A 21,235-nucleotide genomic window follows, 5' to 3' on the forward strand; every position below is an offset into this window, starting at 1 on the left:
GATCAATAAATCTCACGACTTCGTGCGATATCGGTGGATGCCCAACCTTTTCGCAGATGCGAAAAGCCCGGATCGTGCCGGTTTGCCCAATCAATAGCCAATCAGTAGGCCGTGAAAAGCACCATGAAGGCGGAGACCGTGATCGTGGCAATCACGGTGGTGACCAGAATCGTCGTCGAGGCACGCTCGACATAGGTATTCTGGGTCGTCGCCAGGATATAAACATTGGCCGCCGTGGGCATCGAGGCCTGGATCACCGCAACGGCAGTAAGGAAGGGATCGAGTTTCAGCACCAGGCTGGCCAGCATCCAGACCACCAGCGGATGGATCGCCAGTTTGCCGATGGTGGTAAGGGTCACCTCTTCCAGCCCATCGCTCAATGGGCGACCGACCAGGGTAAGGCCGAGCGAGAACAGGGCGCAGGGCGCCGAGGCGGCGGCCAGCAGATTGCCGAAAGCATCGACCGGGGCCGGCAGCGACCAGCCGGTGAAGCCCCAGGCCAGGCCGGCAAAGGTGGCGATGATCAGCGGATTGCGCGCCATGCCGATCAGCACGCGTTTGAAAATGGCCTTCACCGAGGCATGGCGACCGCCGGTGCCTTCGATGATGGCGGTGGTGAGCGGGATCAGCACCACATGATCGAACACAATCACCAGCACCGCCGGCAGCACGGCGGCATCGCCGAACAGCGCGATCATGATCGGCAGTCCCATATAGCCGACATTGCCGAAGGCTGCGCCCATGCCCTGTACGCCACGCTCACCCCAGTTCAAGCGCGGGAACAATAGCCGGCTGAGAAACACCACGAGGCCATAGGTGATCAGGCCGCCACCGGTATAGGCAGCGACGAAGCGCGGATCGAACGCCTCCACCACCGGTGCCGACGACATCTTCATGAACAGCATCACCGGCAACGCAAACCAGATCACGAAGGCGTTCAGCCCGACATGGGCATTGGCGGTGATGAGGCGGAAATGGCCGGCACCATAGCCGGTGAAAATCAAGCCGAAGAAGGGCAGCGAAACGGTCAGCAATGTTTCCATGGCACGCCTCCCTCCCCCTTGCGGCCTCAGGCCAGTTGCAGCAGACGCTTGCCGAAGCTGGCGCGTGCCGGCTCCGGTAGTGGCACCGATTTGCGTGCCTTGAGATCGAACAGCACCGCCAGCACTTCGGCGGTGGCGATGGTCTCGCCGGTATTGCTGTCGAGCAGCACATGGCAGAAGCGCCAGGTCTTGTCGCGCAATTCCAGCACGCCGGTACGGCAATTATAGGCATCGCCGACCCGCATCGCGCGCTTGATTTCGATAGTGTAGTCCAGCGCTGCCGAACCAAGCCCGGCCTCGCGCATCGATACGGCATTGTATTCCGAGCCGGACAGCAGGTTCATCGCCGCCGAGGAGAACCGCGCCATCAGGAAACGCTCGGCCATGCGGCCATCATCATAACATTCCCATTGATCCACCCCGCCACGGCAGGTTTCATACATGCCCGGCTGCACCGTGGTGGGGGCGGCCGGCATACCATTGGGCGGCGCCGGCGCAGGCCCGGCGAAAGCGGCGGCATAGGCTTGCGCGCGCGCCAGGGCCTCGGGCGGAAACGGCGCGGCGGCACCGCTGTCGCTACGCTCCAGCATGATGCCGGCTTCGACGCTGGCGGCCAGGATGCCGGTCTCCGGGTCGATTACTTCATGGTAGAGCTGCAGCCCATCGCTGCCAGCGGCGCGGATGCCGCTGCGTACAGTGGTGACGGCAGCCGCATGCATCTCGCGCTTGAAAGACAGCCGGTAGCGCTGCGCCTGGATGCGCAGACCGAGCGCCTTCAATGCCTTCGGGCCAAGCCCGATGGCATTCAGCACCTGGCGGTCCGCTTCCGCCGCACGGCCCAGATAAAATTGCACATTGAGATGCCCCATGCGGTCGCATTCCCAGGCATTCACCGGGCTGCGGTGGCTGGCGATCCAGCCAGGCTCCAGCTTCGGCACGGCATGCTGCACCAGCGGCTCGTCGCCCTTGATCAGCAGCCGGGAGAAGCCCTGTTGCAGATCATCGGGGAACGGTACCGACTTGCGCGCTTCGAGATCGAAGCAGAGGCCCAGCACATCGGCCTTGAACGCAATATCGCCGCTTTCGGCATCGAACAGGCGGTGGTGCAGTACCATCTTGCGCCCTTCGATCAGCTTCACCGCGCTTTCCAACCGCAGCAGCGTGCCGGCGCGCAATTCCTTCATGTAATCGAGGTTCTGGTTCACCGCCACCATACCAAGGCGGCGCTCCTCCAGTCCTTTGCGGCCAAGCCCGCCTTCCAGCAGCATGCTGGCCACCGCATCGCTGAGGCGGCCGACATAGAACTGCACATTGAGATGGCCATATTGGTCGCATTCCCAGGCTGCGACCGAGCCGCGATAGGTTTCGCGAAAGGCTGACACGGGGGGGACTCTTCTGTCTCGAGAGGCGGAATATCCTGCCATGTTCGCGGTTTATCGCCGCCCGCGCAAGCGCTCGACCACGTGCCCGACCTGGCGGGTAAGGACCATTTCGCCCTCGTCGCCGAGCATCCGCAGCCTTCCGGTGGCCTGCAGCAGCAGCGTGCCGCAAATGCTGGTGGCCAATTCCACCGTTTCGGCACGCACATGCTCAGGCTCTGTAATGCCAAGCCCGCCGATAGCATCGCCAAGCAGCGCGAAACACTGGATCAGGCGGCCATTCAGCATGCGGTCCAGTTGCGGGCTGAGGCCGATGGGCTTCAGTCCCTGGGCGAGATAGAGGCCGAGATGCAGATCCTCGGGGCGGCGCTGATAGAAACGGTAGAAGCCGAGCGCGCCGGCCAGCAGGCGTGCTTCCGGCGGGGCCGCCGGATCCACCGCCTCGCGCATGCTTTTCAGCAGGTCGGCCAGCGATGCCTGCAGCATCTCGGCATAGATCGCCTCCTTGGACTCGAATTGCAGATACACCGTGCCGGGCGCGATGCCGGCGGCTTCGGCAATGGCGCGGATGGTGGCGCCTTCCAGCCCCTGCGCGGCGAAGACACCGCGCGCGGCATCGAGGATGGCTTCGCGCTTGAAGCTCCGCAATGCCGCGCGGCGGCCCTGTTTCTGTTCGACGCTAGCGGGCATTCTTCCACGACAGCGGATCACCGCCATCGCGTTCCTTTACCGCCGCCTTGAAGCCGACCTGTTCGCAACGGTCCTTGAAGGCAATGCCTTCCGGCGTATGCCGCGTGATGCCGTCGAACACGGTGGCCAGCGTCTGGGTGGAATTCAGCCCCATATTGTCCAGCGCCTGGTTCACCATCAGCTTCTGCATCATCAACTGATTCTTCGGCACACTGGCGATACGGCCGAGCAGGTCCTCGACATAGTCGTCCAACTGCGACTCCGGCACGCTCTCGATCACCAGGCCATATTCCTTGGCGGTGCGGCCATCAATCAGGTCGCCGGTCAGCAGCATGCGCTTGGCGCGTTCAGCGCCCAGGCGATAAACCCACATCGCCGTGGTCGGGCAGCCCCAGATGCGGGCTGGCGGATAGCCGATGCGGGCATCCTCGGCCATCACCACCAGATCGGAGCAAAGTGCGATGTCGCTGCCGCCTGCCACGGCAAAGCCGCGCACCTTGGTCACCACGGGTTTGAGCGAGCGCCAGAGGCTGAAATAGCAATCGGTGCAATGGCGCATCCACTGGTAATCCACCATCGGGTCCCAGGGCATGTCCTGGCTGCCCTTCACCGGGCGCGGCGCCTCGGCATAGGCCTTGAGGTCATAGCCGGCGCAGAAGGCGCGGCCGGCGCCGGTCAGCGCGATGACATGTACTGCATCATCCCAATTGGCGCGCTCAACGGCGGCTTTCAGGGCATCGGGCAGTTCGTCGTTGATGGCGTTGAGATGTTCCGGCCGGTTCAGGGTGATACGGGCGATGCGGCCATCGCGCTCGTAGAGCACCACAGGCTCTTTGCTGCTCGGCGGTTCTTTGCTCATTTATTGCCTCCCATCCTTATTGATGGGCCGGATACTATCATCGTTCATTAAAATGAACAATGTTCATAATTTCAGCTCGCGATACCGGGTGTCGGGCATCGGATTGTGGTAATAGGCGGGAATATCGCTGAAGCCGAGGTGGTCGTAGAGCCGGTTGGCCTCCACCATGCGCTGGAGCGTATCGAGCCGCAGGGCTTTATAGCCCAGCATCCGCGCCTCCTCGATCACCGCTTCCGCCAGTTGCAGGCCGAGTTTCAGCCCGCGTGCCTCCGGCGCGACATAGAGCCGTTTCATCTCGGCGATGCCCTCGCCTAGATCGCGCAGGCCGACGACACCAAGCACCTTGCCATCGACCAGCCCGAGCAGCAGGCAGCCGCGCTTGGCACCGGTATATTTGCCTGGCAAGTCAGCAAGCTCGGCGTCGAAGTCCTGGAAACAGAGGCTGAAATCCAGCGAATCGGCATAGGCCCGGAACAGGCGGCGGACCTCATCGAGATCGGCATCGCTGCTGGCGGGACGGATAATGACGTTTGGCATGGGACAAGCCTTTGCGAATGAGTGCGGGCGGGGCGCGCAACAGGGACAGCGCACCCCGCCCTACAACCGCGTCCTTCGGGGGACATCGACGCGGCCGATTCGCATTCTAGAGGCGGATGCTGCCCTCCAGGAACAGCACCGCCTTGCCCGCCATGAACACGCGCTCGCCGGCGGCCCGGCAATACAGCGTGCCACCGCGGGCAGAGGCCTGGTAGGCGATGATCTCGGCTTTGCCGAGACGGTCGGCCCAATAGGGCACGATGGAACAATGCGCCGAGCCGGTGACCGGATCTTCCGGCACGCCGACACGTGGCGCGAAGAAACGCGAAACACAGTCGATGCCCGGCCGGTCGCCCGGCGCGGTGGCGATGATGCCGTATTTCTCCAAGCTGGCCAGGCCGGACATATCCGGCTTCAGCGCGCGAACTTCGTCTGCCGTGGCATAGACCGCCATATAGGCGGCGGATTCGAGCACGCCAAGCGGCTGGCCGCCCAGTGCTGCCAGCAAGACCGGCGGCGGCGCAGCCATCGTCTGGCCGATACGGGCGGGGAAATCCATGGTGATGCGGCCCGACTCGCCAGACAGCGTCACATGCAGGTCGCCGCTGCGGGTGGCAAAGGTGGCGGCATTCAGATCCTGCCGCAGCTTGTTAAAAATCAGCCAGGCGGTGGCGAGCGTTGCATGGCCGCAGAGATCGACTTCGGCTGCCGGGGTGAACCAGCGCAGGCCATAGCGCGCCCCGCCCTCCGGCACGAAGAAGGCCGTTTCGGCGAGATTATTCTCTGCCGCGATGGCCTGCATCGTGGCATCCGGCAGCCAGGCCTCGAGGGGCACAATGGCTGCCGGATTGCCGGCGAATACGGCATCGGCAAAGGCGTCGACCTGGTAGATCGGCAATTGCATTGCAGGACTCCACTAGCCCAGCCGTTCAGAATTTATCGAAGCCAAAAGGGCTTGCCGGCCTCGGCGGCGACATCCGCGCGGGTCAAGCCAACATCCTTCAGCAGTTCATCGGACACGGCGTGCAACGCCGCCCGTTCCTCGGCCCGCCGCTGCCACTCGAGCAGCGAAACCACCATGGCGCTCGCCCCTACGGCGATCGCAGCTCCCGCCTTGTCCATGGCCCGACCAAACGACCCGAACAGCCGTTCCGCCGGACCTAAATAGACGCTCCGTCCAATTGTATCGATGCATTCAGCCATGACACTGTCTCTTTCTCCATCAATTTGAGTGACATTGCATTGGTTCAATGTCTGGATTGAATTTGTCATTGACACATTGATGCAGTCAATGCAAATATTGTCACCATGACAATATGGACGCCCAACCTCGAACAATTCCCTGGCCCGCGCTACCAGGCATTGGCCACGGCCATCGAAACCGCTGTCCGCTCCGGCGAATTGCCGCCCGGCAGCCGCCTGCCGCCGCAGCGCGATCTGGCCTGGAAGCTGGGCGTCACGGTTGGCACGGTGAGTCGCGGCTACATGCTGGCCGAGCAGAAGGGCCTGCTTTCCGGCGAGGTCGGGCGCGGCACCTTCGTGCGCACCAGCAACGACGACTCGCCGGCGAGCGAAGCGCTTGGCGAGCTGGCGCCGGTGCAAAGCCTGCGCCTGCCCAGCCTGATCGAGCTGTCGCATAACGAACCGATGCTGCCCGACTACGATGCCATCCTGCGGCGCTCGCTGCGCACCCTGGCGGCGCGCGGTGGCCTTGAGCATCTGCTCGGCTACAGCCGCAGCCTCGGCGATCCGGCGCACCGCGCGGCAGCCGCGCAATGGATCGGCCGCACCGGGCTCAAGCTTTCGCCCGAACAGGTGATCGCCACTGCCGGGGCGCAACAGGCTATCGCCATCGTGATGATTGCTCTGGTCGAACCGGGCGAGACCGTGCTGGTGGAAAGCCTGACCTATGGCGGCATCCATGAGAATGCCCGGCTGCGCTCGGCAACGCTGCATGCTGTGGCGATGGATGAGCACGGCATGCTGCCCGACGCGCTGGACGAAGCCGTGCGCGAGACCGGCGCCCGCATGGTGATGCTGCAGCCGACCATCCATAATCCGACCAATGCTACCATGCCGCTGGAACGCCGCCAGGCGATCATCGACGTAGCGCGGCGGCATGACCTCACCATCGTCGAGGACGATGTGTACGGCTTCATCATCTCTGAGCGGCCCTTGCCAATCGCCGCGCTGGCGCCGGAGCGCACCATCTACATCACCAGTGCCTCGAAATGCATGGCGCCGGGCCTGCGGGTCGGCTGGCTGGCGGCGCCGCTGGCGCTGATCGAGCGTTTCGCCGATGCGCAGCATGCCGTCGCCGTGAATAACCCGCGGCTCAACCAGGAAATCGTGCGGCAATGGATCGAGGACGGCACCGCCGCAGCGATGCTGGAGCAATTGCGCGTCGAAACCGCTGCGCGCCAGCAGCTTGCCGCCGAGATCTTCGCCGGCTACCGCCTGAAGAGCCATCCGGCCAGCCTGCATTGCTTCGTCGAACTGCCCGAGCCATGGCAGTCGAATGATTTCACGGCACAGGCGCTGATGCAGGGCGTGCGCATTGCCGGCTGCACGTCTTTCGTGCCGGACCACCGGCAGAATCCGGCGCCGTGGGTGCGCGTGTCGCTCGCCCCCTCGCCGAGCCGCGAGGAACTGACCGAAGGCCTGCGCCGCCTGCGCGGCCTGCTCGACCGCCGCCCCGAAGCCCGCCGCGGCGTTGTTTAACACGCTTGCCTACCTGGCGCCGATCCTGCTGGTCGGCGCGCTGGTGCTCGGCAGCCGGCTGCCGCTGCTCTATGCCGGCGGCGCCGGATTGCTCGCCACCCTGCTGGCAGCAGCACTGACCCAGCAGGATTACTGGCCGCTGGTCTGGACTGAAATGCTGCAAGGCGCCTGGCTGGCACTGCTTTCCGGCGCCATGGTGCTGGGCGGCCTGATCTTTCATCACACCCTCGGCAGCAGCAGTGGCAGCCCCGATACCGCACCGCGCCGCCCGCATCTGCATGCCTTCGTGCTCTGTTTCATCGCCGCGCCGGTGGTGGAATCCGCCATCGGCTTCGGCGTCGGCTTCGCCGTCGCCATCGGCGGCTTGCTGCGCCTCGGCATCGCGCCGCTGCGTGCCGCGGTCTTGAGTCTGGCCAGCCAGATGCTGGTGCCCTGGGGCGCCCTCGGCATCGGCACGCTGATCGGGGCATCGTTGGTGCATCTGCCGCTGCAAGGCTTTGGCTTTCATTCCGCCCTGGTGATCGCGCCATCGCTGCTGGTAATGCTGGCCTGGTTCTGGCGCGGCCTCGACTTGAGCGGCATCACGGGTGACCGGCGCGACAAGTTCAGTGAACTGGTGCTGCTGCTGGCGCTGATCGGCCTGCTGATCGCCGCCAATCATGCCGGCATTGTCGATGCTGCCGGCCTGCTTGCCACTGCGCCGCTGCTGGCATTGCTGCATTGGCGCGATGCCCTTGCTGGCCGCGTCGCCTGGCGGCTGGTGCTGCCCTATGGCCTGCTGCTGGGGCTGTTGCTGTTAACCCGCCTGCTGCCCGGCATCGCCTCCACCTTGCAGTCCGTGCTGGTCTGGCGTCCCTTTCCGGACATGCCGGCCTTTCCCCTGCTGCATTATGCCGGCACGCTGCTGCTATTCGCCGCACTGATCACCCTGGCCCTGCAAGGTGGCCTCGCCCGCCTGCCGGCCATCGCAACGCAGAGTTGGCGCGGCGGCCGGCTTTCCATCGGTGCCACCCTGCTATTCCTGATCATGGCGCGGCTCTATGCCGGCTCCGGCATGGCAGCCGAGCTCGCAATGCAATGGAATGGCTTTGCCGGCAGCTTGGCGCCGCTCGGCACGCCACTTTTTTCCGGCCTCGCTGGCCTGCTCACCGGCTCGAACACAGCGTCCAACAGCTTGATGCTGCCGATCCAGGTGGCGCTGGCGGAACAGAGCGGCATGCCGGTGCTGTGGCTGGCCGGTTTGCAGAACACCACCGGCAGCCTAATCAACAGCCTGTTCCCCGGCAAGCTGGCGCTGGCCTGCGCCTTCGCTGGCATTCCTGGACAGGAGCGCGCCGTGCTGCGCGCCTCGCTCGGTTATGGCGGGCTGATGCTGGCCAGTGCCATGCTGGTGGCACTGCTGATCCTGCTGTTGAACGCTTAGACTATTCGATGCCCATGGTTGAGCGGGCCGTGGCCCTGGCCGAAGCCGGGCGCGGTTTCCATGGCGCGGCGCACATAGCGGCGTGCATCGGTCACAGCCTCGGCCAGCGGCTGGCCGAGCGCCAGGCCGGTGGCAATCGCGGAGGCCAGCGTGCAGCCGGTGCCGTGCGTCGAGCGGGTATGCAGTTTTGTACTGGTAAAGCGCTGCACGCCATGGTGATCAAGCAGCAGATCCACCAGTTCATCACCCTCCAGATGGCCGCCTTTCAGCAGCACGGCGCGCGGGCGCAGCGCCAGCAGGTCGCGTGCCGCCGGCTCCATTGCCGCCGCATCGGCAATAGTGCGGCCGATCAGCGCGCTGGCTTCCGGCAGGTTTGGTGTGATCACCGCCGCGCGCGGGATCAATTGCTCGATCAGCGCCACCTCGGCTTCGGGCTGCAACAGCCGCGCTCCGCCCTTGGCCACCATCACCGGGTCGACCACCAGCGGCACGTCGGGTGCCAGTTCATCCAGCACCTCGACAATGGCATGGATCACCTCGGGCCGGTTCAGCATACCGGTCTTGATCGCGTCGGCGCCGATATCGCGCAGCACCACGCGCATCTGCTGCGCCACGAATTCCGCCGGCACATCATGCACCGCGTGTACCGTGATGGTGTCCTGCGCGGTCAGCGCCGTGATTGCCGTGGCAGCATAGCCACCAAGAGCCGTGACGGTTTTGATATCAGCCTGGATGCCAGCACCACCGCCGGAATCCGATCCGGCGACAATCAGCACACGGCCGCGGTTGCGGTTGTTCACGCTCATTGGCGGCGACTCACGCGGCGCGCTCAAGCGCAGCGACGATGCTGTCGACCACATCGCTGACCAGGCGCTCATCCTCACCCTCGGCCATCACGCGGATCAGCGGCTCGGTGCCGGACGGGCGGATCAGCACGCGGCCATTGCCGGCCAGCCGCGCCTCGCCGGCCTTGATCGCGTCACGCACGGCGGGAAGCTGCAGTGGCTCGGCGCCCTGCACGCGCACATTCTTCAGCACCTGCGGAAACGGCTCGAAGCGGCGGCAGAATTCGGAAGCCTTACGGCCCGAGTCGACCAGCGCCGACATCACCTGCAGGCCGGCGATCAGGCCATCGCCGGTAGTGGCGAAGTCGGACAGGATGATATGGCCGGACTGTTCGCCGCCGAGATTGTAGCCATGCTCGCGCATCGCTTCGAGCACATAGCGGTCGCCGACCTTGGTGCGGGTGAGTTCAAGGCCGAGGCCGTTGACGAATTTCTCCAGGCCAAGATTGGACATCACCGTGGCCGCCAGGCCGCCCCGGCTGAGCTTGCCCTGGGCGAGCCAGCTTTCGGCGACGATGGCCATGAGCTGGTCGCCGTCAATCACCTGGCCGCGCTCGTCCACCATCACCAGGCGGTCGGCATCGCCATCCAGCGCCAGGCCGAGATCGGCACCATGCTCCAGCACCGCCTGCTGCAGCCCGCGCGGATGGGTGGAGCCGCATTCCTTGTTGATGTTGAAACCATCGGGCTTCACGCCGATGGCGATGACATCGGCTTCCAGTTCCCACAGCACATTCGGCGCCACCTTGTAGGCGGCACCATTGGCGCAATCGACCACCACTTTGAGGCCCGCGAGCTTCTGGCCCTTGGGCAATGTGGCCTTGGCGAATTCGACATAGCGGCCACCGGCGTCTTCCAGGCGCTTGGCGCGGCCGAGCCTGGCGGAGTCTGCCAGCGGCGGCTGCGCTTCGCCGAGGATCATCGCCTCGATCTCGGACTCGGCGGCATCCGAGAGCTTGTAGCCATCGGGACCGAACAGCTTGATGCCGTTGTCGTGATAGGGATTGTGCGAGGCCGAGATCATGACGCCGAGATCGCAGCGGAGCGCCCGGGTCAGCATCGCCACCGCCGGCGTCGGCATCGGCCCGACCATGAACACATCCATGCCCACGGCAGTGAAGCCGGCCACCAGGGCGGGCTCCAGCATGTAGCCGGAAAGCCGGGTGTCCTTGCCGATCAGCACCCGGTGACGATGATCGCCACGGGTGAAATAGGCACCGGCGGCCATGCCGACTTTCAGCGCCGTCGCCGCCGAGATCGGCTCGGCATTGGCCAGGCCGCGGATACCATCGGTGCCGAAAAAGCGTCGTGACATAAAGCCTCTGGGAAAGCCGGGGAGCCTCGGGCGACTCGGTGAGAATGTGGCGGAATTATACGCTACCCTCCAGACCCTGCCAAACCCGCAGCGCCTGAACGGTCTTGTCTACATCATGCACCCGCAGGATATGGGCGCCATGGGCAGCCCCCCAGAGCGCGGCAGCGACCGAGCCGGGAATCCTCATGGTCGGCACCGTCTCACCGGTCAGGTGGCCAATGAAACTCTTGCGCGAGACGCCCAGCAGCACCGGGCAACCCAGGTCGCCGAAACGCGGCAGGGCCTGCATCAGGGCCAGGTTATGCGCCTGGGTCTTGCCGAAACCTATACCGGGATCGACGATCAGGCGGGCCTTGGCAATGCCGGCCGCTTCGCAGGCGGCAATGCGGTGCGCCAGATAGCCGAGCACCTCCGCCACCACGTCATCATAGCGCGGCGCCTGCTGCATGCTGGCAGGCTGGCCCTGCTTGTGCATCAGCACCACCATGCAGTTGCTGCCGGCAACAGCATCCATGGCCGCCGGATCGTCTTCCAGCGCGCTGATATCGTTGATGATGGCGGCGCCGGCCTGAAGCACAGCACGCATCGTGGCGGCATGGCGGGTGTCGATACTGATCGGACGGCCGAGTTCCCGCAGGCCATCGAGGATTGGCAACAGGCGGGCGATTTCCGCCTCGGGCGCAATCGCCGGGGCGCCAGGGCGGGTCGATTCCGCGCCGATATCGATTACGTCCGCGCCCTGCGCCACCATGCTGCGGGCCTGGGCAATGGCGGCATCCGTGGCGGCACCGAGGCCATCGCCGGAGAAGCTGTCGTCGGTGGCATTGACGATGCCCATGACAATGGGCCGCGACCAATCCCAGCCGAGCATGGGGGCCAGATCCGTCATACCGGCGTTCCTATCGCGTTCGATTCGGCATCGCAACCATCTCGCCTGCCTTGCGAATTGGAACCGCTATAGAAAATAGCGGAAAACTCATTGCCAAACCAATCTGTTGCCACATTTCTAGAGTAATTCTAGTCTCGTCCCAAACAGACAAGCACGGCATATAAGAAGGAGTGTCCCCATGGAAATCGATATTGGCATTGCCGAAAAGGACCGGAAGAAGATCGCGGATGGCCTGTCGCGCCTGCTCGCCGACACCTACACGCTCTACCTCAAGACCCATAACTACCATTGGAACGTCACCGGCCCGATGTTCCAGACCCTGCATCTGATGTTCGAGACCCATTACAACGAACTTGCCCTGGCGGTGGATGCCATTGCCGAGCGTATCCGTGCCCTGGGCTTCCCGGCGCCGGGCACCTACGCCAAGTTCGTGAAGCTCTCCAGCATCAAGGAAGTGGAATCGATCCCGTCCGCCACCGACATGATCAAGGATCTGGTGAAGGGTCACGAGGCCGTGGCGCGCACCGCCCGGGCCGTGTTCCCTGCGGCCGAGAAGGCCAGCGACGAGCCGACCGCCGACCTGCTGACCCAGCGCCTGCAGGTGCATGAAAAGACCGCGTGGATGCTGCGTTCGCTGCTGGAGAAGTAAGCGCCGCTTTTCGTGAGCGGGCGGCCGTGGCGCTCACTCAAGCTTGATTGGCACCCGGCGGCGGAAGGACTACCTTCCACGCCGGGTGTTTTCATTTCAGGGCAGGAACAGCAATGCTGATCAAACGCAAGCGCGGCTGGGAGATCAAGGAAAGCGAGATCACGCCGGAGCGGTATTTCCTCGACCGGCGCTCGGCGATTTTCGGCCTGGCCGGTGCCGCCGCCGTGGCCGCCACTGGCGGGATTGGGCGTACAGCCCTGGCACAGGCCAAGAATGCTCCCCAAACGTCTGGCCTGGTGGCGCCGGAACTCTACCCGGCCAAGCGCAACGAGGCCTATCAGGCCGGCCGCGAGTTGACCGAAGAAAAGGTCGCAACCAACTACAACAACTTCTACGAATTCGGCACCAACAAATACATCGCGGACTCGGCCCAGAAGCTGACCATCAAGCCCTGGCGCATCCAGATCGACGGCATGGTGGAAAAGCCGATTGAGATCGATGCCGAGGAGCTGATCCGCAAGATGCCGGTCGAAGAACGCATCTACCGCTTCCGCTGCGTTGAAGCCTGGGCGATGACGGTGCCATGGAGCGGCTTCCAGCTCAGCGAGCTGGTGAAATTCGCCAAGCCGGCGGGCGATCCGAAATACCTGCGCATGCAAACCTTCGTGCGCAGCGACGAGGCCCGCGGCCAGCGCCAGGACTGGTATCCCTGGCCCTATACCGAAGGCCTCAGCATGGCGGAAGCAATGAACGAGATGGCCTTCATGGTCACCGGCGCCTATGGCAAGCCGCTGCCAAAGCAGATGGGCGCACCGATCCGGCTCGCCACACCGTGGAAATACGGCTTCAAGTCGGTGAAATCCATCGTGCGCTTTTCCTTCACCAACGAACGCCCGCGCACCTTCTGGGAAGGCCTGGCGCCGGATGAATACGGCTTCTGGGCCAATGTGAATCCGGCGGTGGCGCATCCGCGCTGGAGCCAGGCGACGGAAGAGATTATCGGCACCGGCAAGCGCATCCCAAGCGTGATCTATAATGGCTATGGCGAGCAGGTGGCTGCGCTCTACAAGGATATCGAGGGCGGCACCGGCCGGAAGCTGTTCATGTAGGGGCGGCGCGCTATAGTTCGCGTCCCTGATGTTTTCGCGGGACGCGACATGGCTACGCCTAAGTTGGTTATCTTCGATCTCGACGGCACGCTGGTGGATTCCGAGCCGCTGGCCAACCGCGTCTTCTATGAAAAGCTGGTGACGCTGGGTCTCGATGCCAGCATCAATCAAGCACGGGTGACGGAAGACTTCACCGGCCTCAACCTGCAGAGCTGCTTCAAGCATGCGCGCGAGCATTATGGCCTGGAAATCCCCGAGGGTTTCCGGGACGCGCTGCAGGAAGCCACCTATGCCCGCATGCGCGCCGAATTGCAGCCGATCCCAGGCGTGCCGGCAATGCTGGAAGCCCTCGCCCTGCCGCGCTGCGTCGCGTCCTCCTCAGACCTTGAGAAAATCGCGCTGAGCCTGGAACTGACCGGGCTGCGGCCGCATTTCGGCGCGCATATCTTCAGTGCGGAACAGGTGGCGCGCGGCAAGCCGGAACCCGATGTGTTTCTGCATGCGGCGGCGCGGATGGGCGCATTGCCGGGTGATTGCCTGGTGGTGGAAGACAGCCTGCCCGGCGCCACGGCCGGTATTCGCGCCGGCATGCGGGTGCTGGCATTCCGCCCGGAACCCTCTGGCGCCGACCAGGCCTTCACTGCCCTGGGCTGCGAATTGCTGCGCGACATGGGCGCGCTACTGGGGCAGCTGAACTGATCCAGTCTGCTCAAAAAAAAACCGGCCGGGAAACCCAGCCGGTTAAGTCTTAACAGGGAGGCTCCGCGCGCGAGACGCGCGGACGGCCGGGACAGCGGGGGAGCTGTCCACAGCCAAGTTTCTGGCCGAAGCCAAAAACCGGAAGATGCTGCGACGCAACATCTAACGAGGATGGATATAATGCCGTTACGGCGATTTGAGTATCCGTCGATTTGTCAGGCCAGCCATGCATCGACTGCATAACTACACTCAGGGAGTCAGTCGCTCGACAGGCCCTGCCGGTTCAACCGGAAAATGTAGTTTCACACAAGTGCCGCGGCCGCGCTCGGAGTCGATCTCCAACTGGCCTTTGTGCAATTCGATCAAGCTCTTAACCAGCGGCAGGCCAAGGCCAGTGCCGCGCATCTGGGAAACCAGCGCGCTGTCCACCTGGCCAAACGGCTCCAGTGCTTTGCCGATATCCGCCGGGCTCATACCGACGCCAGTATCCTCGACCACGAGGCTGACACCCCCATCCTCGCGGATTTCGGGATAAAAGGTCACACGCCCGCCGGATGGCGTGTATTTCACCGCGTTGGTCAGCAGGTTCACCAGCATCTGCTTGGCCAGGCGTTCATCGGCGGTGATTGGCAGACCATCGAAATCGGTCGGCCCGACAAGCTGCACCAGGCGATCAGCAGCCAGCGGCCGCACCAGAGTGAGGCAATCGGCCTTGAGTCGGCTCCAGGGCACTTCGGCAAGATGCAGCTTCATCTTGCCGGCCTCGACCTTGGACAGGTCAAGGATATCGTCGATCACCGCCAGCAAATGCCGGCCGGCAGCCAGGATATCGCCGGCATAGCGGTCGTATTGCGGCACGCCGGAACTGCCGAGCAATTGCAGCGCCATGATTTCCGAGAAGCCGATGATGGCATTCAGCGGGGTGCGCAATTCGTGGCTCATATGCGCCAGGAACTGGCTCTTGGCACGGTTGGCGAATTCCGCCTCCTGCAACGCCTTGATCGCGGTACGCCGCGCTGTCTCCAGCGTCTCGGTGCGGGCCGCGAGTTCCTCCGCCTGTTTTCCCAGGCTCTCATTGGCAGCATGCAGGTCGCGCTCGCGCCGCTTCAGCTCGCTGATGTCGGTGATCAGCGAGGCAGTGCCGCCATCGCTCAGGCGGAAATCGCGGATCTGCAGCCAGCAGCGGTCGCGGGTGTCGTAGAAGATATGCGGCTCCCCGCGCGCCGCATCGAAGATACGGATGCGCTCGGCGGTCCAGGCAGCATAGTCGGTCTGCACCCCGGCCTCGGCAGGCAGCGGCCGGGCCCGCACCGATGCGGCGCAGACATCGATATGGCTCAGGCCACGGGCCGCATCCGGCGCCAAGCCGATAATGCCGGCATAGGCATGGTTGCAGATCAGCAGCTTCTGATCCGGGCCGAACAGCGCCACGCCATCGGGGATGGCGCTGACGGCATCGAGCAGGCGCTGTTCCACTTCCCGCAGCTTCACTTCCGAGGTGCGCCGCGCGGTGATGTCGTTCACCACGACCAGCGCCGATTCCTCTTCCGCATAGCGCATCGGCACCGCCGCCATGGTGGCCCAGATCACCATGCCGCGCGCAGTGATCAGCTGGAATTCCTGATTCGCATCACTGCCGTCGAAAATGCGGGCATGATGCGCCGGGTCGAGCCTGGAGCGGATCGCTTCCACACCGACGGCGATACCGAACAATTCCGCTGCTGGGCGATTGGAATAGAGGAAACCGCCATCACGGCGCCGCACCACCACGATGGGGAACGGCGCGGTATCCAGGATCGAACGCAGGCGGCTTTCGGTTTCCTGCGCCGCCTCGCTGGCGCGATCGCGCTCGCGGAGTGTCGCGCGCAGCCGGCCGACCAACAGGGCGCCGCGCGAAAAATAGCGATTGAGCCGCCAGGCGAAAGCAGCCAGCAACGCCAACAGCACCACACCCACCAAGGCCAGGATCAGGCTGGCACGGTCGCCACGCCACGCCATCAACAGGATTGACGGCAAAATCGCCGGCACCCCGATCAGGCCGGACAGCGGCAGATGTGCCGCCACGGTCAGTGTACCCGACACCACCATGCCCATGATGCAAAGCAAGGCCAGCATGGTCTCTTCGGTGCGCGGTGCAATCAGCGTGGCGGCCAGGATGGCGCCGAGCAGCAGGCCATTGAGGCAATAAGCCGCGCCGAACAGTCGCCGCCAGTTGACCGCACGTTCGAACTCGCGGCGGCGGGGATCAAGGCGAAAACGGGCATGCAGCAGGAATTGCAGCGCCAGCACCAGCGCGATGCCGACGAAATAGCTATAGCGCCACAGAGCGTCGACATGATCGCGCAGCAACTGCGTGACCAGGAAGGCGACAAGGCCCTGCGCCACCATGTCGAACGGCCGGCGCACCCGCACCAGCAGCTCGTTCAGGCGCGGAATAACCTGGTCCGGTTGTGATCGCATAGGCGACTTCAATACTGCCAATCGGCGACTTTGCGAAGCAGGAAATCCCGGAACACGGCCAGCCGCTTGGTGGCACGCAATTCTTCTGGATAGACAAGATAGGTGTCGAAAGCCGGGCCATCGACATTTGGCAGCACGCGAACCACGCGCGGGTTATTCTGCACTAGGTAGTCCGGCATGGCGGCGATGCCGAGTCCGCTCGCCACTGCCTGCAGCACGCCATAGACATTGTTGATGCTGAGCACTGGCTCGCGCGGCCGCGTCGACTCACCAGCCGTGAGCAACCAGTTCAGGTTGTTGAAATGCGCCGGCGCTTCCTCACCGTAAACGATGATGCGGTGGCGATCGAGATCCGCCACGGTCTGCGGCGCGCCATGGCGTGTCACGTAATCCACCGACGCATAGATGTGATTATGCACGGTGATCAGCTTGCGTTGCACCAGATCGGACTGAGTCGGCTTCCACATGCGGATCGCCACGTCCGCTTCGCGCATCGAGAGATCGAGTTCGTGATCGTCCACCAGCAGCGAGATGCGGATATCAGGATAGAGATCCATGAATTCCTTCAGCCGCGGTGCCAGCCAGACGGTGCCGAAGGTGACGGTGGAGGTGACGCGCAGGTCGCCAGACGGTTTGTCCTTGCTGTCGGCAATCATCGCTTCCGCCACCGCCAGGCGCGAGAAGATGTCGCGCGCGGTGCGGAACAGCAATTCACCCTGTTCGGTGAGGATCAGGCCACGGGCATGGCGGTGGAACAGCGTGGTGTTGAGCTGGGTTTCCAGCGCGCCGATCTGGCGGCTCACTGCCGATTGCGACAGGCCGAGTTGCTCGCCGGCATGGGTGAGGCTGCCAGCCTCCGCGACCGCATGGAAAATGCGCAGCTTGTCCCAGTCCAGCGCCGACATCGTTCTGTTGCCCCCTCCCCCACGCCGGGGGGTTAATCAGCCGCTTCGGCGGCGTGGTGCGAATGCTCCGCGATGAATTTTTCCGCTTCCAGCGCCGCCATGCAACCGGTACCGGCCGCCGTTACCGCCTGGCGATAGATTTTATCCTGCACATCGCCGGCCGCGAATACGCCGGGAATGGTTGTCTGCGTCGTACCCGGCTTGGTGGTGATGTAGCCTTCCGCATCCAGCGGCAACTGGCCCTGGAACAGCGTGGTATTCGGCGTATGGCCAATGGCGATGAACACGCCATCGGTGGCGAGCGTCTGCACCGCGCCGGTCTTCACGTTCTTGAGCCGCACGGCATTGACGCCCTTCGGCTCCTCGCCGCCCTGGATCTCGTCGATCACATGGTCCCACACCACCTTGATCTTCGGATTGGCGAAGAGGCGATCCTGCAGGATCTTCTCGGCGCGGAAACCGTCGCGGCGATGCACCACGGTGACTTCCGCCGCGTGATTGGTGAGATAGAGCGCTTCTTCCACGGCGGTATTGCCGCCGCCGACCACCACCACCTTCTTGCCACGGAAGAAGAAGCCATCGCAGGTGGCGCAGGCGGAAACACCGAAACCCTGGAAAGCCTGCTCGCTCGGCAGGCCGAGCCAGCGCGCCTGGGCACCCGTGGCGATGATCAGCGCGTCAGCGATGTAGCTATCGCCGGAATCGCCCTTGGCGACGAAAGGCCGCTTCGAGAGGTCGATCTCGGTGATGATGTCATGAATGATCTCGGTGCCGACATGCTTGGCCTGAGCTTCCATCTGCTCCATCAGCCAGGGGCCCTGGATCACCTCGGCGAACCCGGGATAGTTCTCGACATCCGTGGTGATGGTGAGCTGGCCGCCAGGCTGCAGGCCATGCACCATGATCGGCTTCAGCGACGCGCGCGCGGCATAGATCGCAGCGGTGGCGCCGGCCGGGCCGGAACCGAGGATCAGGACTTTGGTGCGAAAGGTCTGTGCCATCTCTTTAACTTTCTCGTCTCGCAGTGCGTCACTCGTCTGGCAGCGCGTCAGAAGCCGAACATATGATCCAGGCAGAAGCTCTGCCGGCCGTGCTGCAGGCCATGGAAGCCGAACAGCCGGCAGGTAACATCGCGGACCTGAACCCAGGCGCCGGCGCCGGCGCGCTGACGCGCCGCCTCGCCAAACAGCGCTGATACCTTGAAGAAATAGGAGCCGCCATGGGGAATGGCAATGTCGCACTCCGCCACCGGGCGGTATTGGCCATCGAACAGGGTCAGCTTGGTCTCCGAGGCACCAGGGCCGTAGCTGTCGGCCGGCAGCGAGGCCGGATAGACCAGATGGCAGATCGAGTCGAAAGGAGCATCGCCCAACCGCAGGAACAGCCGGGTTGTCAGCCCCGGCGGCCGGTGCGTGTAGCTCTGCGGCTCGTCGCGGTAGGTGATCGGCATATTGTAGATATGCGCGCCGAAAATAGTTTCGGCCTGATGGCCGGAGGCGCGCTGCTCATAAAGCCCGAGCGCATGCAGCCAGCCATCGCCTTCGCCGCCCTCGCGGAAGTCGTAGAGATATTCCACATGGCCGTAGCCTGAGGGCATGGCCTTGCCGGCAGCTTTCACCCAGGCATCGATATCGGCGGGCCGCGACTCGCGCCGCGCCAGACGGCCGAGATACTCCTCCGCCACCGTCTCGCCGGAAGCGTCGATCAAGGCCACGCGCAGCGGCAGTTCGTTCTGCGCCGTCGACATCGGCGTCGGCAAGGTCACCGAACGCCATTCATCCACCGGCAGGATCGGCAGCGGCATGATGTAACCCTTGCCGATCAGGCCGCCGAGCTTCGGCAAATTCGGATCCGGCTTGAGGTCGATACGCTCGACATTGGCATGCGCGATGCGCCGGCGACCCGGCTTGGCATTGCCCTCGCCCTGCACGATTTCGTAGCGCGGGCGCACGAAATAGCGCCCGGCCTGAATTTCGATCTGGTCCGGGAAACGCGCCTCGGGCAGCAGCGCACCGAGATCCACCGCCACGGTGCCGAATGGCGGCACTTCCTGGCCATACCAGGAGATCGCCTGAGCACCCATCAGATTGATGCCGATGGCGCCGGCCGGAATGGTCAGTGGGTGGCTGTTCTGTACCCAGAGCAGCAGCTTCTCGCCATCCTTCGGCGCCGGCACGCCGGCATAGAGATCCGCCGGCCAGGCATTGGCGTCATGGGTGCAGGAAAGCTGCAGGCCCGAATCAGAGAAACTGTCGAGCGCGTATTTGACCACATCATGGCCCCTCACGCGCAGGGCATGCAGAAACAGCGAGCCGACGAAATCGTCGAGGCCGAAACGCTGGCGCACATCACGGCTGTCGATGGCAATGGAGTGGAAGGCACCGCCAAGATTTTCCTCGGTCCATTCCGCCAGCACGCGGCCATCGGCACCAAACAGGCAGCACCACAAAGCCGGTGCCTCGGCGCCATAGCCGGTCCAGTAATTCGCCGTCACCACCTTGGTATGCAGGCCATCGTTGCCATTGGCCGCGCTGGCAGCTTCATCGCGCAGGAAAGCAAAATTGGTGGCGAAATTGATCGGATCGAGGTAGCGACCGCGATTGCTGAGCCAGGTATCGGGCAGCCGCATGGCATCAAGCGTCAGCACCTCGCAGCCCGGCGGCAGCAGGCGTTCGATCTGCTTGGCCAACAGTTGCGCGTCAAACGCCGTGATCAGCACGCCATCGGGCTTGAGCGCCTTGATGTCGGTTACTGGCCGGGTGGTGAGCCCAAGCCGGGTCTGGCCGATATCCTCCACGCGCTGCACCAGCACGGCAGCGAGATTGTCGCGCGGCACCGGGAAGAAGGCATTGAAATGCTCGGCAGCCGGCGAGGGTTCCGGGTCGTAGACCACCAGGCGCTGGAATTTTGCCAGACTGGCGGCGAGTTCCCGTCCCTGCGCCATGGTGCGGGGGTGCCCTAAGGCCTTGAACAGGCTATGGCCGCCGAAATTATTGCCCGGACGCCAGCCGCCACGGGCGTCCTGGTTGGAAAACGTCTCGAATTTGAGCGCCATGCGGGCCTGGGCCTTTAGTCTGAAAGCGTGCGGCGGGACGGTAGCACTGCGACCGCCCCACATAAATCGCTTCGGCCTCGTTTTTTCCCTGCCCACCCCCTTGGAACGGGTGGCATTTGTATAATATTATTGCGCGACGGGGCGCCAGTAGGAATTTTTATGCAAAAAGTTAAGCTCGATCAGATCGACCGCAAGATCCTTGCCGATCTGCAGGCCGATGGCCGCATGACCAACGTGGATCTCGCCCAACGGGTGGGGATTTCCGCCCCGCCCTGCCTGCGCCGGGTACGAGCGCTGGAGGAGGCTGGCTATATCAAGGGCTACCATGCCGAGTTGAACGCCCAGTTGCTCGGCTACGGCGTCACCGTGTTCGCAATGGTGGGCCTGAACAGCCAGGCCGAGCATGACCTGGTGGCCTTCGAGCAAACCGTGGCCGGCTGGGCGCAGGTGCGCGAATGCCACATGCTGGCCGGCGAGAACGATTTCATTCTCAAGGTGGTGGCCCGCGACTGGGACGCCTACCAGACCTTCCTGACCAAGGAACTGACGGCGTTGCAGAATGTGGCGCATGTGAAGACCGCGCTGACCATCCGCTGCTCCAAGAGCGAGCCGGGCGTACCGGTGGACATGCCGACCGACGACGCCACGGTGGATTAA

The 21,235-nt window shown here is 64.0% G+C and carries 20 protein-coding genes; 6 read left to right on the plus strand and 14 right to left on the minus strand.

Going from position 1 to position 21,235, the window contains the following annotated elements:
* Positions 1 to 101: 101 nt before the first annotated feature.
* The 7 genes from V6B08_RS15115 to V6B08_RS15145 all read right to left on the minus strand — a co-directional run bounded on the left by V6B08_RS15115 (position 102) and on the right by V6B08_RS15145 (position 5,711).
* Positions 102 to 1,043, minus strand: a complete 942-nt coding sequence (locus V6B08_RS15115; protein ID WP_341982343.1) for an AEC family transporter — start codon at positions 1,041 to 1,043, stop codon at positions 102 to 104.
* A gap of 26 nt (positions 1,044 to 1,069) precedes the next feature.
* Complete coding sequence (locus V6B08_RS15120) at positions 1,070 to 2,425, minus strand: thioesterase family protein (RefSeq protein ID WP_341982345.1); 1,356 nt, start codon at positions 2,423 to 2,425, stop codon at positions 1,070 to 1,072.
* A gap of 51 nt (positions 2,426 to 2,476) precedes the next feature.
* Complete coding sequence (locus V6B08_RS15125) at positions 2,477 to 3,112, minus strand: TetR/AcrR family transcriptional regulator (RefSeq protein ID WP_341982347.1); 636 nt, start codon at positions 3,110 to 3,112, stop codon at positions 2,477 to 2,479.
* Positions 3,102 to 3,971: a crotonase/enoyl-CoA hydratase family protein gene (locus tag V6B08_RS15130; RefSeq protein WP_341982349.1), complete on the minus strand. Its 870-nt coding sequence runs from the start codon at positions 3,969 to 3,971 to the stop codon at positions 3,102 to 3,104. The genes V6B08_RS15125 and V6B08_RS15130 overlap by 11 nt, the downstream gene beginning before the upstream one ends.
* A gap of 63 nt (positions 3,972 to 4,034) precedes the next feature.
* Positions 4,035 to 4,508, minus strand: a complete 474-nt coding sequence (locus V6B08_RS15135) for a GNAT family N-acetyltransferase (protein WP_341982351.1) — start codon at positions 4,506 to 4,508, stop codon at positions 4,035 to 4,037.
* 106 nt (positions 4,509 to 4,614) lie between these two features.
* Positions 4,615 to 5,412, minus strand: coding sequence for a PhzF family phenazine biosynthesis protein (locus V6B08_RS15140; RefSeq protein WP_341982353.1), 798 nt, complete (start codon positions 5,410 to 5,412; stop codon positions 4,615 to 4,617).
* Positions 5,413 to 5,444: 32 nt separating this feature from the next.
* Positions 5,445 to 5,711 carry a DUF1127 domain-containing protein gene (locus V6B08_RS15145; protein WP_341982356.1) on the minus strand — a complete coding sequence of 89 codons (267 nt, stop codon included), beginning with the start codon at positions 5,709 to 5,711 and terminating at the stop codon, positions 5,445 to 5,447.
* Between the two features lie 105 nt (positions 5,712 to 5,816).
* Between V6B08_RS15145 and V6B08_RS15150 the strand changes: the two genes are divergently transcribed.
* On the plus strand, positions 5,817 to 7,229 hold the full coding sequence (locus tag V6B08_RS15150) for an aminotransferase-like domain-containing protein (RefSeq protein WP_341982358.1): 1,413 nt from the start codon (positions 5,817 to 5,819) through the stop codon (positions 7,227 to 7,229).
* Positions 7,222 to 8,652, plus strand: a complete 1,431-nt coding sequence (locus tag V6B08_RS15155; RefSeq protein ID WP_341982360.1) for an L-lactate permease — start codon at positions 7,222 to 7,224, stop codon at positions 8,650 to 8,652. The genes V6B08_RS15150 and V6B08_RS15155 overlap by 8 nt, the downstream gene beginning before the upstream one ends.
* On the opposite strand, the gene thiD is transcribed toward V6B08_RS15155, so the two are convergent.
* Genes thiD through folP form a run of 3 tightly spaced genes read right to left on the minus strand, consistent with a single transcriptional unit; the run spans position 8,649 to position 11,701 of the window.
* Positions 8,649 to 9,458 carry a bifunctional hydroxymethylpyrimidine kinase/phosphomethylpyrimidine kinase gene (gene thiD, locus V6B08_RS15160; protein ID WP_341982363.1) on the minus strand — a complete coding sequence of 270 codons (810 nt, stop codon included), beginning with the start codon at positions 9,456 to 9,458 and terminating at the stop codon, positions 8,649 to 8,651. The genes V6B08_RS15155 and thiD overlap by 4 nt on opposite strands.
* A 10-nt stretch (positions 9,459 to 9,468) precedes the next feature.
* Positions 9,469 to 10,812, minus strand: coding sequence for a phosphoglucosamine mutase (gene glmM / locus V6B08_RS15165; protein ID WP_341982365.1), 1,344 nt, complete (start codon positions 10,810 to 10,812; stop codon positions 9,469 to 9,471).
* A 55-nt stretch (positions 10,813 to 10,867) separates the two neighbouring features.
* The gene (gene folP, locus V6B08_RS15170) at positions 10,868 to 11,701 is read right to left on the minus strand and encodes a dihydropteroate synthase (RefSeq protein WP_341982367.1); all 834 of its coding nucleotides are present in this window, start codon (positions 11,699 to 11,701) and stop codon (positions 10,868 to 10,870) included.
* Between the two features lie 178 nt (positions 11,702 to 11,879).
* Here folP and V6B08_RS15175 point away from each other — a divergent pair, with 178 nt between their 5' ends.
* From V6B08_RS15175 to V6B08_RS15185, 3 genes are all read left to right on the plus strand, one after another.
* A complete protein-coding gene (locus V6B08_RS15175; protein WP_341982369.1) occupies positions 11,880 to 12,350 on the plus strand; it encodes a Dps family protein in 471 nt (156 codons plus the stop codon).
* A 113-nt stretch (positions 12,351 to 12,463) separates the two neighbouring features.
* Positions 12,464 to 13,459 carry a protein-methionine-sulfoxide reductase catalytic subunit MsrP gene (msrP, locus tag V6B08_RS15180; RefSeq protein ID WP_341982371.1) on the plus strand — a complete coding sequence of 332 codons (996 nt, stop codon included), beginning with the start codon at positions 12,464 to 12,466 and terminating at the stop codon, positions 13,457 to 13,459.
* Between the two features lie 48 nt (positions 13,460 to 13,507).
* Positions 13,508 to 14,158, plus strand: a complete 651-nt coding sequence (locus V6B08_RS15185; protein ID WP_341982373.1) for an HAD family hydrolase — start codon at positions 13,508 to 13,510, stop codon at positions 14,156 to 14,158.
* A 249-nt stretch (positions 14,159 to 14,407) separates the two neighbouring features.
* Here the strand turns inward: V6B08_RS15185 and V6B08_RS15190 are convergent, their stop codons facing one another.
* Genes V6B08_RS15190 through V6B08_RS15205 form a run of 4 tightly spaced genes read right to left on the minus strand, consistent with a single transcriptional unit; the run spans position 14,408 to position 20,578 of the window.
* Complete coding sequence (locus V6B08_RS15190) at positions 14,408 to 16,618, minus strand: PAS domain-containing sensor histidine kinase (protein WP_341982375.1); 2,211 nt, start codon at positions 16,616 to 16,618, stop codon at positions 14,408 to 14,410.
* An 8-nt stretch (positions 16,619 to 16,626) separates the two neighbouring features.
* A complete protein-coding gene (locus tag V6B08_RS15195) occupies positions 16,627 to 17,514 on the minus strand; it encodes a LysR family transcriptional regulator (RefSeq protein ID WP_341983494.1) in 888 nt (295 codons plus the stop codon).
* Between the two features lie 41 nt (positions 17,515 to 17,555).
* Positions 17,556 to 18,524: a thioredoxin-disulfide reductase gene (gene trxB / locus V6B08_RS15200; RefSeq protein ID WP_341982377.1), complete on the minus strand. Its 969-nt coding sequence runs from the start codon at positions 18,522 to 18,524 to the stop codon at positions 17,556 to 17,558.
* Between the two features lie 47 nt (positions 18,525 to 18,571).
* On the minus strand, positions 18,572 to 20,578 hold the full coding sequence (locus V6B08_RS15205) for a hypothetical protein (RefSeq protein ID WP_341982379.1): 2,007 nt from the start codon (positions 20,576 to 20,578) through the stop codon (positions 18,572 to 18,574).
* A 159-nt stretch (positions 20,579 to 20,737) separates the two neighbouring features.
* Between V6B08_RS15205 and V6B08_RS15210 the strand changes: the two genes are divergently transcribed.
* Positions 20,738 to 21,235: an Lrp/AsnC family transcriptional regulator gene (locus V6B08_RS15210; protein ID WP_341982381.1), complete on the plus strand. Its 498-nt coding sequence runs from the start codon at positions 20,738 to 20,740 to the stop codon at positions 21,233 to 21,235.

This window comes from Ferrovibrio sp. MS7 (assembly GCF_038404985.1).
Classification (GTDB): domain Bacteria; phylum Pseudomonadota; class Alphaproteobacteria; order Ferrovibrionales; family Ferrovibrionaceae; genus Ferrovibrio; species Ferrovibrio plantarum.